The organism is Agromyces sp. Y558 (assembly GCF_059445415.1).
Genome location: NZ_JCAIUH010000001.1, coordinates 1,603,897 through 1,617,634, shown reverse-complemented (window position 1 = coordinate 1,617,634; position 13,738 = coordinate 1,603,897). Strand labels below are relative to the sequence as shown.

Sequence of the window (13,738 nt, the reverse complement as noted above, 5' to 3'; positions counted from 1 at the left end):
TTCCTTTCGTGGGGGATCGAGCTGACCATCATGCCGCGCTGGAGACCGTCGCGGGGGCGGCCGGCGCGGCCGAGTCGTCGGACCCTTCCGGCGGTGGCCCACCGCGCCACCGCTTCGGCGGCCGGGGTGGATCGTCGGCCGCCGCCCGAACGGCGCTCGCGAAGGTGTGCCGCCCGGCCGGCACTTCGGCGATGACACGCCCGTCTGGCAGCTCCACGGTCGCCGTGGCACCGACCGGAACGACCACGTCGAGCGTCAAGGCGGTGCCCTCGCGCCGCCAGGCCGACGACGCGAGGCCGAGCGGTCCGCGATGACTCGCTGAGGCGCGGGTGAGCCCCCCGCCCGGGCGCGGGGCGATGCGCAGCGCGCCGCCACCAGGTGCGGCGAGGTCGAGCCCGGCGACCACGCGGTGCATGAATCCGGCCACCGCGCCGAGCGCATAGTGGTTGAACGAGGTCATGTCCCCGGGGTTCACCGTGCCGTCGGGCAGCATACTGTCCCAGCGCTCCCAGATCGTGGTCGCGCCCATCGACACCTGGTACAGCCACGACGGCAGCTCCTCCTGCAAGAGCAGGTGGTACGCGGCATCCATGCCGCCGACCATGGCGAGCGCGTCGCAAATGATGGGCGTGCCGACGAAGCCGGTGCTGATGCGGAAGTCGTTCTGCGCCACGAGTTCGATGAGTCGCTCGCCGGCGCGCTGCTGCTGCTCGGGCGTCGTGAAGAGCCCGAAGACGACGCACAGCGCGATGGACGTCGGGGTGTCGCTGACCACCCGCCCGCTCGCGGAGAGGAACTCGTCCTGGAACGCCACAAGCGCGCGCTCGTGGATGGCGCCGTAGCGCTGCTCGTCATCGCTGCGGCCCAGCAGCGCGGCGGTCTCGGCCATGATGCGCGCGGTGCGCACATGGTAAGCCGTCGCGACGAGGTACTTGTCGGTGTGCGAGTCGCCTGGGTTCTCAGGCGGGGCTGCCGGGTCGAGCCAATCGCCGAGCTGGAACCCGGTGTTCCAGAGGCCCGTGCCCCCGGCAAGACGGTCGACGAGGTCGACCCAGGCCCGCATGCTGTCGTACTGCTCAACGAGCACCTGCCGGTCGCCGTCGTGCTGGTACAGCTCCCAGGGCACGATCACCGCGGCATCCCCCCATGCGGCAGTAGGGAAGTTCGGGAACCCGCAGTCGACCCACGGCACGAAGTTCGGCACATGGCCCTGCTCGGCTTGTTCGGCGGCGACATCGCGCAGCCAGCCGGTGAGGGTGCCATGCGCCGCGTACAACCGAACGGCGGTGGGTGCGAAGACCTGGATGTCCCCCGTCCAGCCGAGCCGTTCGTCGCGCTGCGGGCAATCGGTGGGCAAGTCGACGAAGTTGTCGCGCATGCTCCACACGACGTTCTCGTGCAAGCGGTTCAACCCGGCATGCGAGCTCTCGAACCAGCCGGTGCGCTCCATGTCGGTGTGCACAACAAGCGCCTCGACATCGACCGAGGTGAGGTCGCCCGGCCAGTTCTCGAGCTCCGCGTAGCGGAAGCCGTGGATCGTGAACCGCGGCGACCAGCTTTCGACATCGCCGGTGCCGCCGTCGACCGGGCCGGCGCAGACGTATTCGTCGATCGAGATCGCGGCACGGAGCGGCCGCACGCCGAGCGAACCGTTCTCGAGCACCTCGGCGTGGTGCAGCCGCACGGCGTGGCCGGCGGGTCCTCGCAACCGGATCCGTAGCTTGCCCGAGATGTTCTGGCCGAAGTCGAGGCGGATGCGGCCACCCTCCACCTCCTCAACCGACACCGGTCGCAACGTCTCGATGACGCGCACAGGCGGCCCGGTCGGCACCTCGAGCCGCGCCGGGAACTCCGCCAGCGGCAGGAGCGTCGGGGCGCACCACTCCTCGTCGTCGAACTCGGGTTCGCTCCAGCCCGCGGGCAGAAGGCGTGCGTCGAAGCGCTCGCCCTCGTACAGGCCCGCCTCGGTGATGGGCGACGGATGCCACTTCCAGCGCTCCTCGAGCGGCACCCGCACGACCAATCCATCTTCGAGGGTCAGTTCGAGTTGCAGCAGCAGCGCGACATCCGCGCCGTAGACGTTCCACAGGCCGCCGTCGAAGCCGATGCGGCCGCGATACCAGCCGTCGGCGAGCCAGGCGCCGATCGCGTTGCGACCGTCGCGCACGAGATCGGTCACATCGAACGTCTGGGTGCGCAGGCGATGCCGATAGCTCGTCCATCCCGGTGAGAGGAGGTCATCGGCAACCGGCACGCCGTTGAGCTCGAGCTCATAGACACCGTGTGCGCTTGCGTAGACGCGGGCATGTCGCACCCGACTGGGCGCGACACCGAGTTCCGCGGCATCCCATGTCGCTCGCAGCAGGAAGCCGGGGCGCAGCGCTCCGGTGGGCGCCGAGGCCGACGGCGAGACGAACGGCACCTGCCAGTCGGTGCGCTCGAGCAGCCCGGCCTCGACCCGAAGGAGTGCGCTCCACGGGGCATCCGGCATCGAAGCCCGAACCCGCAGCTCGCCGCCGCGCCGCGACCGGAGCGGGGCGAACGGCCAGACGACCAGCCTGGTCGATCCCGACGGCACCTCGGCACGCTCGACGTCGCCGTCATCGCCGCGGAATTCGACGTCCCAGGCCGCGGACTGCCCGTCCGCGATCCACGAGATCCGCGGCGCGGCCTCGCCGATACCGAGTCCGAGGGCGAGTTCCGGAGCAGTCCTCCGATTCTCGAGCCAGATCTCCTCGATCGCCACGCGTTGCATCGTCATCCCTTCACCGAGCCCGCCGTCAGGCCCTTCATGACCTGCTGGTTGAGGAAGAGGTAAAGCGCGAGCGTGCCGAAGACGTTCACGGCGATGGCGGCGAAGGTCGGCCCGTACTGCACGGCACCGTACTGGCCGGTGAAGTTGAGCAGCCCCACCTGGATGGTGCGCAGGTCGCTCGACGTCGTGAAGGTCAGCGCGATCAGCAGGTCGTTCCAGATGAAGAAGAACTGCACGAGCCCGACCGTGAAGATCGCGTTGCGCACGAGGGGGATGCCGATGCTCCAGAAGGCGCGCAGCATGCTCGCCCCGTCGAGCGTTGCCGCCTCGAAGATCTCGCGCGGCACCGAGCGGAAGAATGTGGCCATCATGAACACCGTCAGCGGCAGGCCCGTGGCGATGTAGGTGAGGATGAGCGGCCAGAGGCTGCCGGTGAGTCCCGTGCGGAAGTAGATGGTGAAGAGCGGCAGCAGGATCATCTGCGCCGGCACCATGATGCCGGCGAGGAAGAGCAGCAGCACGGTGCCCCGTCCCTTCCACACCATGACCTCGAGGGCGAAGCCGGCGGCGACGCCGAACAAGAGGATGCAGAACAGCGACGGGAAGACCGCGATGACGCTGTTCAGGATGTACTGCCCGAATCCGCCGGTCGTGAAGACCTCGATGTAGTTGTCGAACGACCACGATGACGGCAGCGCCCAGAACGGCTCGCTCAGGAACTCGCTCTGGGTCTTGAAGGAGCCCAGGAACATCCACAGCATCGGGTAGATCTCGATGACGAGAAGGATCGCAATGATGACGCGGATCGGCAGTCGGGAGAAGAAGTCGCGAACTCCACGCCGCTCGCGCGGGGCGCGCGGCGATGGCGTCGCGACGGTGCGCAGGTCGTGGGAATCGAACGCGGTGGTGGCGGTCACGGCTCAGCCCTTCGTGAGGTCCCGGCGCGTGGACCGGAAGATGAAGACGGTGAACAGGAGGCAGAGGATCGTGAGCATGAGCGCGACGGTCGATCCGTAGCCGTAGTCGCCGTACGTGAACGAGGTCTGGAACATGTACACGGTCAGCGGCGTCGTGGCGTTGCCGGGTCCGCCGTTCGTGAGGGCCACGACCGTATCGAAGACCTTGAGCGTGCCGTTGATGCTGAAGATCAGCGAGGAGAGCAGCACCGGCAGCGAGAGCGGCAGCACGATGCTGCGAATGAGCTTCCACCCGGATGCCCCGTCGAGGCGCGCCGACTCGAGCAGCTCATCGGGGATGTCGACGAGACCGGCGTAGAGCAGTACCGCGTAGAAACCCATCGATCGCCAGAGGTCCATGAGGATGACGATCCAGAATGAGGCGGCGGGCGTGCCGAACCAGTCGACCGACTCGAGCCCGAAGGAGTTCAGCAGGGCGTTGACCGGGCCCGTCGTGGGGGCCGCCTCGAACAGGCGCTGGAACAGCAGCGCAACGGCGACCGTTGGGAGTACGACCGGGAAGAAGACGATCGTGCGGATGACGCCCGAGGCCTTCCGCAGCCAGAACACGTAGAGCAGCGCGAGCAGGAGGCCGACGCCGACCTGCAGCACGGTGAGCACGAGCGCGTAGCGAAGGGTGAACCAGACGGCATCCCACGCTGAGGGGTCGCCGAAGAACTTCACGAAGTTGTCGAAGCCGTTGAACTGGAACCCGATGATGGGGTTGCCGTCCATCACCGTGTAGCCAAGCGACCACACGATCGGCACCAGCATGATGAGCGTGTAGACGAGGAGCGCCGGCCCGAGCAGGATCAGGATGGCGCGCTTGTCGCCGAGTGTTTTTTCCATGACAGCGCAATCTGGTCGGTCGGCCGCGGGCGCGGTGATGGCTGATGCCGCGAGCGGCGGTGGGGCCGGGCCGCGACGACGTATCGCGGCCCGGCGATTCAGCGAACGGAGCGGGTCAGCCGTCCTCGTTCGCGGACTGCACGAGTTCCATGAACTCCGCGCCCGTGAGGGTGCCGTTGCCGAGACCGCCGCCGTTGGTCTGGCTGACGGTGGTGCCCTTCGAGGTGAAGAGCGCCTCGAACCAGAGCACGCTCGACGGAGCGTTCGCGATGACATCCTGCACGATCTGGGTGGTGGCCGGCAGGTCGGCGGGCTGGTTCTCCACGGCGAAGCCCGAGACGACACCGCTCTCGGAGAGCACCGTGTCGCCGTAGTTCTCGGCGATGCACTGCAGCCAGTCGGCCGTCGTGTCCGTGTAGCCCTCCTTCGACAGCATCACGGGGATCCCGACGTTGGCCGGAACCTGGTCGATGCTTCCGGCGCCGCCCTCGACCTCAGGGAATGCCGTGAAGCCGATGTTGTCGGCACCGATCTGGTTCTGCTCCTCGTCGTTGAAGTTCGCGAGCGCCCAGCTGCCCATGTAGAAGAAGGCGGCGCCGCCGGTGAGGAACTGGTTCAGCGCGGCGTTGTAGTCGACCGAGCCGACGGCGTCGCCGAAGTATCCGGATGCACCGAGCTCGGCGACGGCGTCTGCGGCGGCGACGTACTCGGGGTCGGTGAGCTTGGCATCACCGTCGGCGACATTCTTGAGCGCATCCGGTCCGAGGTCTCGCACGAGGTAGTCGCCGACGAGTCGCGTGATCGGCCAGCCGTCTTTTCCGGCGGCGGCGAACGGCTGCACGTCCGCGGCCTGCAGGGTTGCCGCCGCGGCGACGAGGTCATCCCACGTCTGCGGCGCCTCGATACCGTGGTCGGCGAGCAGCTGCTTGTTGTACCAGAACCCTTCGATGTTGAGTTCGGTGGGCAGGGCGTAGAGCGTGTCGCCGCCGTAGAGGGCCTTGATCGTCGATTCGGCGGCGGGCAGGATCTTGTCGGCCACGCCGAGCTCGTCGAGGGCTTTTGAGAGGTCGAGCACCTGGTCGGCGTCGATGAACTGCTGCATGAGCGACGGGGTGCCGGCGGCCATCGACATGTCGGAGAGCGCATCCTGACCGGCCAGCAGCTGCAGCTTCTGGTCCCACTGGGTGCCGGCGATGCTGTCGGACTCGAGGGGGGCCGCCTTCTCCTCGGCCGCGCATTGGTCGGCGCCGAGTGTTTCCAGCGTGTTGATGATGGTGGTGTTCTCGGTCTGGCCGAGGTAGCTGAACGAACTGTCGTCCGCTCCCCCGCCGGAACCCGCAGGGCCGCAGGCGGTGAGCGTCAACGCTCCCGCACCGAGCAGCGCGCCGAGGGGCAGCAAGCGCCGCCGCATAAGTGCTGTGGTCACGATTCCTCCTTGAATCATCGCTTCAATTGAAGCGCTTCACGGGTACTGTAACCTTATCTTCGGCGCCTGTCACGGAGTCTTGGTCAGATTCTTGAAACGCTTCATCGTGTTCAGTCTCCTCGGGCCCCGACCGTGGGACCATATCGAACGAAACCGCGGCCGGCATATCGGTCGTGCAGCACATGGAGGTGCCGCATTCCTGCAGAACGTCGCAGAGGCGCGAGGGCTCAGCCGAGCATGACGGATGTCGCGCGCCACGCCGGTGTTGCGCTCGGCACCGTGTCGAACACGCTCAACAATCCTGACAAGGTCTCGGAGACCACCCGCAGGCGCGTGCTCGCCGCGATCGCCGAGCTCGGATTCGTGCGCAACGATGCCGCACGCTCCCTCGCCGCGGGCAGCAGCTCCACCGTCGGTCTCGTGCTCGCGGACCTCGACAACTCGTTCTTCGTCGACATAGCCCGCGGCGCAGAGACGATCCTGCGCCAGCACGGCATGAACCTCCTCATCGCGAACACCGACGTCGACCCAGCGAGAGAGCAGCGCAACCTCGAGCTGTTCGAGGAATCACGAGTGGCTGGCATCCTGATCACTCCGACCCCTTGGGTCGCCGCCCGCCGGCCGGCGATCCGCAGCACCCCCCTCGTCTACGTCAACGCGCTCCCGGGCGATCCATCGAGCTCCGGGGTCGTGGTCGATGAACGTCGCGGTGGGTATCTCGCCGCCCGCCACCTCATCGACGTCGGCCGCACCCGACTGCTCTTCGTCGGCGGACCCTTCCTCCTCGAGGCGGTGGCGGCCCGCCGCGACGGTGCGCAGCAGGCGGTCGCCGAGTCCACTGGGGTCTCACTCGCCGTGCTCGAGACCCGCGGCCTCAACATCCCGCACGGACGCCGAGCCGGATACGAGATCGTCGAGGGCGGCGCCGGCCGGTTCGACGGCATCGTCGCCGCATCCGACCTGCTCGCCATCGGCGCGATGCAGGCCTTTGACGACGAGCCCGGCTTCAGCGTGCCCGCCGATCTCGCCATCACCGGGTACGACAACAACCACTTCGCGTCCGAGAGCGCAACGCCGGTGAGCACCATCGCCCAGCCGGGCGAGGAGATGGGCCGGGCCGCGGCCCAGCTGTTGATCAATCAGATCACCGCACCCGACACAGCCCGCCCGCGCACGGTCACGCTCGAGCCCCACCTCATCGCACGGCGATCAACCCTCGGCGAGGCCTGGCGACGCGACTGAGGCGCGCCCCCGCTCCTCGTGCCGGTTGAGCCGGAATGCGAGGGCGGCGATCGTCGCGGCCGCCGCAAGGCGGTATCTGACTGGCATGGCATGCTCCTCGTCGAGACGCTGGTGAAGTGGTGCCTCACGCTAGAGTCGCCACTTTGTCCGTCAACACTCCGTCAGAATTCGGATGCCACGGGCCCGCCACCTCGTGCTCCTGCGACGGCCGAACTCACGTCATGGACACCGCGGAGAATCAGCCCAAGCGAGCGTCGACGCGGCCGCGGCGAAACTGCCCGGCAGCCACGAGCACCGCGGCGACGGCCGCGAAGATGGCGCACATGACGAGGCCGAGCGGGCCCGCGACCCAGGCAGCCGGCACGGGCGAGTCGACCGCGACGAGCAGCGCGCCGAGCCCGGCCGAGGCGTTGAAGGCGCCGTGGCCGAATACCGCGGGCCACACCGACGCGGTGCGGAGGCGCGTCCACCCGAGCAGCACGCCGAGCAGCATGCACGAGAGGATCATCAGGAGCACGCCGGTCACGTCGGTGAGCCCGAAGTTGTAGCCGAGCAGGATCAGCGGCGCGTGCCAGAACCCCCAGAACGCGCCGGAGACGAGCAGCGCCGGCCAGACGCCGAGCGGCCGCAGCGCGGGCAGCAGCCAGCCGCGCCAGCCGATCTCCTCACCGAAGGCGAACGGCGCGTTGATGATCCCACCGATCGGGATCATGACGAGCTGGAGCACGACGAGCAGCACGATCGGCGGCACCGGCGTGCCGGGGGGCAACTGCGATTCGATCAGCGCGGCGAAGCCCGAGAAGCCGACGAGGTCGAATTCCGCGAGGCCGAGCAGGCCGACGACGAGAAGCCCGGCCGCGACGAGGAGCGGCAGGACGACGATGGCCGCCGCCGACAGACCGAGTGTGCGGCCCACCGGTCGCAGCGGCCACATGCCGAGGTCGCGCAGGATGCCGCGGGCACCGCGATTGCCGCGCTGCCGCCGCTCCACCAGCAGCGCTGCGACGGTGGCAATCGCCGGGGTGAGCATCATGACGGCCGCGAGCACCGGCAGCAGGGGATCGGACAACCCCATGCCGCTCGCCCAGAGCGGGGCGGCGACGAGCCACGCGAGCCCGCAGGAGACGACTGCGAACACGGCAACGGCCGCCCACGGCACTCGACGAGGTTCCTCGATCTCGACGGTTTCGACCGCCGGGCTCATGCTGGCGGGTTCGCTGACGGCGTTCGGTGCTTCATTCACACTCGTCACGCTATCGATCCCGATGCATCCGCGAATCCGCCGCGCGACGGAGATCAACGGGGAGACCGCATCAGATTCTGGTGAGTCGGCGCAGTGCTCGGATGTGGGATGCGTATGCCGTGCGGCCCTCTTCGGTGAGGGCGAGCCAGGTTCGGAGGCGGCCGTCTTCGGCGAGTTTGTAGACGTCCACGTATCCGGCTTCCCGCAGGGTCGACACGTGTTTGCTCAGCGAGGAGTCGCTGATGTGGAGGGAGTCGCGGACCGTAGCGAACTCCGCTTCCGCCACCTCGGATAAGAACGCGCAGATCGCGAGACGCCAAGTGGGGTGGATGACCTCGTTCAGTTCGAACGGTAACGCACGAGCTGCCATTGCGTCGGCTATCGGGTCTGACGTGCTGGGCGTTCGTAGAGCCGCCCGGCAGCGACGGCGACGCTGAAGACCAGGGCGCCCACAAGCCAAGCCACCCACGGCAGGTCCCAATTGTCGACGATGAACAGCCCGGTGGCTATGGCGGCCGCGGCGATGACCCCGAGCACGACCCCCGGGACGACCGCTCGCCAACGCCGGAACTCTGCTCGTCGCGGCCCCATCACGCGGCGGCGCGCGACATCGAGAAGTCGCATCAGCACGACCATGACGATCAGTGTGAGGCCGGGCCAAATGCCGCGCGTGAGCAGCACGACGACAGTCGCCAGTCCGAGCATGACGCCCTGGGTCGGGTAGTACCACCAGGGAGAGCGCAACCGATCGACAGCTGCGCGCCGTGCCCTGTCGGCGATCGCCAGGGATTCCGCGGCCGAGGACACGATTTCCATGTTGGAAAGCCAACACCCAGGTTGATGGAAAGTCAACGCCTTCTCAAGCGGTCGTCGTCACCTGAGGGGTGCATCGATCGGCGCTGACGGTCCCCTCAGTCGCGTTCGTGCCCGAGGCGTCGCAGCAGCGCAGCCAGGGTCGCCTGCTCTTCACGACTGAGCCCGCGCAATTCCTCGGCCTCTCGCTCGGCGAGCAGCCGCATGGCATCATCCACGCGCGTCGCCCCGTCGGGCGTGAGGCGAACGAGCACGCTGCGCCCGTCGCGCGGGTTGGGCCGTCGCTCGACGAGACCGCGCCGGGAGAGGTTGTCGAGTCGGTTCGTCATCGCCGCGCTGCCGATCATGGTCGCCTCGATGAGCTGCGCCGGGCTGAACTCGTGCGGGGGCTCGGTGCGGCGAAGCGCGGCGAGCACGTCGAACTCCCATGCCGCGAGCCCGGCGCCGCTGAACGCGCTCGCCCGCAAACGGCCGAGATGGTTCGCGACCCGCCGCAGACGCGACATCACGTCGAGCGGGGTCAGATCGACATCGGGCAACCGGCGTGACCACGCGTCGATGAGCAGGTCGACCTCGTCATCGCGGTCATCGTGCTCACTCACGCTCCGGGGCATACCGCCACGGTATCCCGACGAGACGGCGCGAGCCCACCCCGCGACCGCATCGACCGTTCGACCGCCGCGCGGCGATGACCGAGCGAAACTGCGTCAGACTGGAAGGTAGCCGCCGCGTGGATCGCCCGCATCGGCATGCTGGGAGGAACAATGACCCTCGATCGAACGACGACCATCGACGGTCTGCTGCCGACGGAGCTCCGGCAGGACTTCCCCTACCTCGCGCAGGAGCTCAACGGGCATCCGCTCGCTTATCTCGACTCCGGCGCGACCGCGCAGCGACCGCTCGCGGTGCTCGATGCCGAACGCCGCTTCCTCGAGCACTCCAACGCCGCGGTGCACCGTGGCGCGAGCACCCTCGTCGGCACCTCGACGACCGCGTTCGAAGACGCCCGCGAGACGGTGGCCCGGTTCGTGGGCGCAGGCGCGCGAGAGATCGTCTGGGCCCTGAACGCGACCGATGCCATCAACATGGTCGCGCTCGGCATGGCGGATGCCGCGGGCGGCCTCGCCGGCCCCGAAGCCGACGTCTTCAAGCTCGAGCCCGACGACGAGATCGTCGTCACCGAGGCCGAGCACCACGCCGACCTCATCCCATGGCAGCGCCTTGCTGCGAAGACCGGGGCGAAACTGCGCTGGATCCCCGTCGCGGACGACGGCACGTGGTCGATCGACGACGCTGCATCCGTCATCGGACCGCGCACGCGGCTCGTCGCCTTCGCGCACGTCTCGAACGTGACCGGCTTCGTCGCACCCGTCGCGGAGGTCGTCGAGCTCGCCCACCGCCACGGCGCGCTCGTCATGCTCGACGCGTGCCAGTCGGTGCCGCATCGCCCGACCGACTTCGCCGAACTCGGCGTCGACTTCGCCGCGTTCTCGGGCCACAAGATGCTCGGCCCGACCGGCATCGGCGTGCTCTACGGCCGCGAGCACCTGCTCGACGCCCTGCCGCCGGCCCGCACCGGTGGTTCGACGATCACGACCGTGACGATGGAGTCGGCATCCTTCCTGCCCTCACCGCAACGCTTCGAGGCCGGTACCCAGCCGGTGTCGCAGGCCGTCGCACTGGCCGAAGCCGTACGCTACCTCGACGCGCTCGGCATGCAGCAGGTGCACGCGCACGAGACGGCGCTCGCCGAGCTCCTCGTCGAGGAGACGTCGAGGGTCGCCGGCGTGCGCCTCATCGGGCCGGCGCCCGGCACCGAGCGCGCGGCGCTCGCAAGCGTCGATGTGCCCGGCGTGCACGCCCACGACGTCGGCCAGTTCCTCGATGCGCAGGGCATCGCCGTGCGCGTCGGCCACCATTGCGCCCAGCCGCTGCACCGGCGCCTCGGCCTGCGGGCGACGACGCGAGCTAGCGCATACGTCTACACCACGACCGACGAGGTTCGCCGATTCGCCGCCGCGCTCGGCGAGGTGCGCGGATTCTTCGGGGTCGGCGCATGAGCGATCTGTCGGGGCTCTATCAGGAGCTCATCCTCGACCACTCACGTCGCCGGCTCGGCGACGGCGAGCTCACCGAGCCTCACGCCACCCACCATGAGCTGAACCCCACGTGCGGCGATGAGATCACCGTCGGCATCCGCCTCGACGCATCCGGTACCGTGCTCGAAGAGATCGGCTGGACCGGCGACGGATGCAGCATTTCGATGGCCTCGGCGTCGGCTATGACCGAGCTCGCGGCAGGCGCCGACCTCGACCGGGTGCGGCAGCTCATCGACGGGTTCCGGTCGATGATGCGCTCGCAGGGCGCCGGCGAGCCCGACGAAGAGCTGCTCGGCGACGCGATCGCCTTCCACGGCGTCTCGAAGTACGTCATGCGCGTGAAGTGCGCGATGCTCGCGTGGGTCGCGCTCGAGGCCGCCGTCGCGGCGGCGGCCGCGAGCGCGACACCCGCAGCGCAGACTGAACACCGCGCATAGCGAGGGGCGAACTCAGCGATCAGCGAGCGGATGCGACGGCGCTGATGACTCGGCGCCTCAGCGCGACAGCGCGCCGACGGCATCGGCGACGCGATTCAGGGCTGCGAACCGTTCCTCAGTCTGCTGCAGCAGGCGCTCACGCTCCTCGACGGTCTTCTCGGTGATCGAGTCGTAGTTGACCCAGCGCAGGTTCTTGACGCCGATCTTGCCGAAGGTCCCTTTGAACAGGATCTTCGTGAGGGGGTCACGGTACCACCAGCGATAGGCCTTGTCGGGAGTGGTCATGATCGAGAGCACGGTCACGCCGCCGAGCCTGGTCATCAGGTTGCGGAACGGATTCCCCTTCGCGTCGGGGAGTTCCTCGAAGACGATCCCCTTGGTCAGCGCTCGGTCGAGAAAGCCCTTGGTCGAGGCCGGCATCGCCTCCCACCACACGGGGAAGGCGAAGACCAGGTGGTCGGCCAGCATCAGCCGCTCCTGGTAGTCGGCGACGATTGGGTCGACGACCTGCTTCAGGCGCCAGGCCACGAGATCGTCGCGGCTCATGACGGGGTCGAATCCGTCGGCCGCCAGGTCGACGAGGTCGACCTCGTGCCCGGCCCTGCGTGCGCCGCGCATCGCTGCCTCCGCCACGGCCGCCGTGAAGCTGCGCCGATGCGGCACGTTGTCGGCGGACTCGATCGTGTACGGGTGGTCCAGAACGAACATGATCCGCATGGGGAGCGCCTTCTTCCACATCGTTGGTTTCTCACTCAACCGTTGCATATGCAACGGTCGCTTGTCAAACGATTCGATAGGATGCATGCCATGGACAAGGTGGATCTGCCCGACGAGCAGGCGCAGCTCGCGTACCTCATCCGTCGAGTTGCGGGGCTACTCGATCGAAGCGGCGACGCGCTGTTCCGTCGGGAACTCGACGTGACGATGGCGCAGTTCCTCGTGCTGAGCGTCGTGGACGCGCATCCCGGTCCGCTCAACCAGCAGTCCATCGCCGATCGACTCGGCCTCACGAAGGGCACGGTCAGCCGTCAGATCGAGCAAGCCGTTGCGGCAGGGCTCATGAACGTGGAGACCAGCGCGCACAATCGGCGGGAGAACATCCTGAGCCTCACCGCTGAAGGCACCGCGCTGGTGCGTCGCGGCGATGCGCTCTTCGAGCAGACGCGTCGCGACAACCTGCCCGCTCCCGACCCGTCCGACCTGCGAGCCGCACTGCGGATCCTGAATCAACTGAACGAGGCCCTGAGCTGAGCCGAGCTGAGCCCATCCCGACCTTCGAGTCCCGGTCTCGTTGTTCACGCCAACTCTTTCGCTTATTCAGTGCCGACGACCGGCGCTCGCGCCCTCCACAAGGTCGCGTTCCTGAGCTGCTCGACGGCGAGCAGCGCGTTCGACAGGTGGAACGACTGCTGCAGCAGCGTCGGCGAGAAGTCATCCAGAGGAACGAGAGAGATCTCGATCTCTTCGTTCTCGTCCAAGGCCTGAGGTGCAACGAAGGCGCACTCGAGTGCCAAGAAGAAGTGCACGCGATTCGTCTGGTTTCCCCAGTTGGCGAACGCGGAGCCGATCTCGACCATCTCGGTGGCGGCGTAGCCGGTCTCTTCCAGGAGCTCTCGTCTCGCTGCCGCGATCGGCGTCTCGCCTCCGTCGCCGACCGCGCCCCCTGGCAAGCCGATCCCGACCACGCGGGCGCCGTGGTGGTACTCCGAGACGAGAATCACCTCACCGGCGACGGTGACCGCGAAGACGCTCGCCCACTCCGGGTACTCCAAGACGTAGTAGGGGCCGACGACTGCGCCGTTCGACCTCCGACAGTAATCCGCCCGGACCTTCATCCATCGATCGTCGACGACCCGACTCGAACGTTCGATGCTCCAGGGTTGAAGCGACACTGTGCTCCTCTGTCAGTCCGGAAAAT

The 13,738-nt window shown here is 68.1% G+C and carries 14 protein-coding genes; 4 read left to right on the top strand and 10 right to left on the bottom strand.

The window, feature by feature from the left end; translation table 11 throughout:
• Nucleotides 1–28 precede the first annotated feature (28 nt).
• The 4 genes from AC1C2T_RS07540 to AC1C2T_RS07525 form a co-directional block, all read right to left on the bottom strand.
• Complete coding sequence (locus AC1C2T_RS07540; RefSeq protein ID WP_495384819.1) at nt 29–2,761, bottom strand: family 78 glycoside hydrolase catalytic domain; 2,733 nt, start codon at nt 2,759–2,761, stop codon at nt 29–31.
• Nucleotides 2,758–3,672, bottom strand: coding sequence for a carbohydrate ABC transporter permease (locus tag AC1C2T_RS07535; protein ID WP_495384818.1), 915 nt, complete (start codon nt 3,670–3,672; stop codon nt 2,758–2,760). Before AC1C2T_RS07535 ends, AC1C2T_RS07540 begins: the two co-directional genes overlap by 4 nt.
• A gap of 3 nt (nt 3,673–3,675) precedes the next feature.
• Entirely contained in the window at nt 3,676–4,560 is an 885-nt protein-coding gene (locus AC1C2T_RS07530; protein ID WP_495360882.1) for a carbohydrate ABC transporter permease, read from the bottom strand.
• Nucleotides 4,561–4,675: 115 nt separating this feature from the next.
• The gene (locus tag AC1C2T_RS07525) at nt 4,676–5,986 is read right to left on the bottom strand and encodes an ABC transporter substrate-binding protein (protein ID WP_495360883.1); all 1,311 of its coding nucleotides are present in this window, start codon (nt 5,984–5,986) and stop codon (nt 4,676–4,678) included.
• 237 nt (nt 5,987–6,223) lie between these two features.
• On the opposite strand from AC1C2T_RS07525, the gene AC1C2T_RS07520 reads away from it, so the two are divergent.
• Complete coding sequence (locus AC1C2T_RS07520) at nt 6,224–7,228, top strand: LacI family DNA-binding transcriptional regulator (protein ID WP_495384817.1); 1,005 nt, start codon at nt 6,224–6,226, stop codon at nt 7,226–7,228.
• 238 nt (nt 7,229–7,466) lie between these two features.
• On the opposite strand, the gene AC1C2T_RS07515 is transcribed toward AC1C2T_RS07520, so the two are convergent.
• The 4 genes from AC1C2T_RS07515 to AC1C2T_RS07500 all read right to left on the bottom strand — a co-directional run bounded on the left by AC1C2T_RS07515 (nt 7,467) and on the right by AC1C2T_RS07500 (nt 9,886).
• Nucleotides 7,467–8,471 carry a CPBP family intramembrane glutamic endopeptidase gene (locus AC1C2T_RS07515; RefSeq protein ID WP_495384816.1) on the bottom strand — a complete coding sequence of 335 codons (1,005 nt, stop codon included), beginning with the start codon at nt 8,469–8,471 and terminating at the stop codon, nt 7,467–7,469.
• Between the two features lie 70 nt (nt 8,472–8,541).
• Entirely contained in the window at nt 8,542–8,841 is a 300-nt protein-coding gene (locus tag AC1C2T_RS07510; protein WP_495384815.1) for a transcriptional regulator, read from the bottom strand.
• 8 nt (nt 8,842–8,849) lie between these two features.
• Nucleotides 8,850–9,287, bottom strand: coding sequence for a hypothetical protein (locus AC1C2T_RS07505; RefSeq protein ID WP_495384814.1), 438 nt, complete (start codon nt 9,285–9,287; stop codon nt 8,850–8,852).
• A gap of 95 nt (nt 9,288–9,382) precedes the next feature.
• Complete coding sequence (locus AC1C2T_RS07500; RefSeq protein ID WP_495384813.1) at nt 9,383–9,886, bottom strand: MarR family winged helix-turn-helix transcriptional regulator; 504 nt, start codon at nt 9,884–9,886, stop codon at nt 9,383–9,385.
• 162 nt (nt 9,887–10,048) lie between these two features.
• Between AC1C2T_RS07500 and AC1C2T_RS07495 the strand changes: the two genes are divergently transcribed.
• A complete protein-coding gene (locus AC1C2T_RS07495; protein WP_495384812.1) occupies nt 10,049–11,344 on the top strand; it encodes a SufS family cysteine desulfurase in 1,296 nt (431 codons plus the stop codon).
• Nucleotides 11,341–11,820: a Fe-S cluster assembly sulfur transfer protein SufU gene (gene sufU, locus AC1C2T_RS07490; protein ID WP_495384811.1), complete on the top strand. Its 480-nt coding sequence runs from the start codon at nt 11,341–11,343 to the stop codon at nt 11,818–11,820. Before AC1C2T_RS07495 ends, sufU begins: the two co-directional genes overlap by 4 nt.
• Before the next feature lie 57 nt (nt 11,821–11,877).
• Here sufU and AC1C2T_RS07485 read toward each other — a convergent pair whose 3' ends face one another.
• Entirely contained in the window at nt 11,878–12,537 is a 660-nt protein-coding gene (locus tag AC1C2T_RS07485; protein WP_495384810.1) for an NAD(P)H-dependent oxidoreductase, read from the bottom strand.
• Between the two features lie 90 nt (nt 12,538–12,627).
• Between AC1C2T_RS07485 and AC1C2T_RS07480 the strand changes: the two genes are divergently transcribed.
• Nucleotides 12,628–13,071 (top strand): MarR family winged helix-turn-helix transcriptional regulator, encoded by a 444-nt coding sequence (locus AC1C2T_RS07480; protein ID WP_495384809.1) that lies wholly within the window; start codon nt 12,628–12,630, stop codon nt 13,069–13,071.
• Nucleotides 13,072–13,133: 62 nt separating this feature from the next.
• Here the strand turns inward: AC1C2T_RS07480 and AC1C2T_RS07475 are convergent, their stop codons facing one another.
• On the bottom strand, nt 13,134–13,712 hold the full coding sequence (locus AC1C2T_RS07475) for an NUDIX hydrolase (protein ID WP_495384808.1): 579 nt from the start codon (nt 13,710–13,712) through the stop codon (nt 13,134–13,136).
• Nucleotides 13,713–13,738 lie beyond the last annotated feature (26 nt).

What these genes read in the sequence shown, in the direction of transcription:
- AC1C2T_RS07505 (WP_495384814.1), bottom strand. Translation starts at nt 9,287, where the DNA reads ATGGAAATCGTGTCCTCGGCCGCGGAATCCCTGGCGATCGCCGACAGG.
- AC1C2T_RS07540 (WP_495384819.1), bottom strand. Translation starts at nt 2,761, where the DNA reads ATGACGATGCAACGCGTGGCGATCGAGGAGATCTGGCTCGAGAATCGG.
- AC1C2T_RS07510 (WP_495384815.1), bottom strand. Translation starts at nt 8,841, where the DNA reads ATGGCAGCTCGTGCGTTACCGTTCGAACTGAACGAGGTCATCCACCCC.
- AC1C2T_RS07520 (WP_495384817.1), top strand. Translation starts at nt 6,224, where the DNA reads ATGACGGATGTCGCGCGCCACGCCGGTGTTGCGCTCGGCACCGTGTCG.
- AC1C2T_RS07530 (WP_495360882.1), bottom strand. Translation starts at nt 4,560, where the DNA reads ATGGAAAAAACACTCGGCGACAAGCGCGCCATCCTGATCCTGCTCGGG.
- AC1C2T_RS07480 (WP_495384809.1), top strand. Translation starts at nt 12,628, where the DNA reads ATGGACAAGGTGGATCTGCCCGACGAGCAGGCGCAGCTCGCGTACCTC.
- AC1C2T_RS07485 (WP_495384810.1), bottom strand. Translation starts at nt 12,537, where the DNA reads ATGCGGATCATGTTCGTTCTGGACCACCCGTACACGATCGAGTCCGCC.
- sufU (WP_495384811.1), top strand. Translation starts at nt 11,341, where the DNA reads ATGAGCGATCTGTCGGGGCTCTATCAGGAGCTCATCCTCGACCACTCA.
- AC1C2T_RS07495 (WP_495384812.1), top strand. Translation starts at nt 10,049, where the DNA reads ATGACCCTCGATCGAACGACGACCATCGACGGTCTGCTGCCGACGGAG.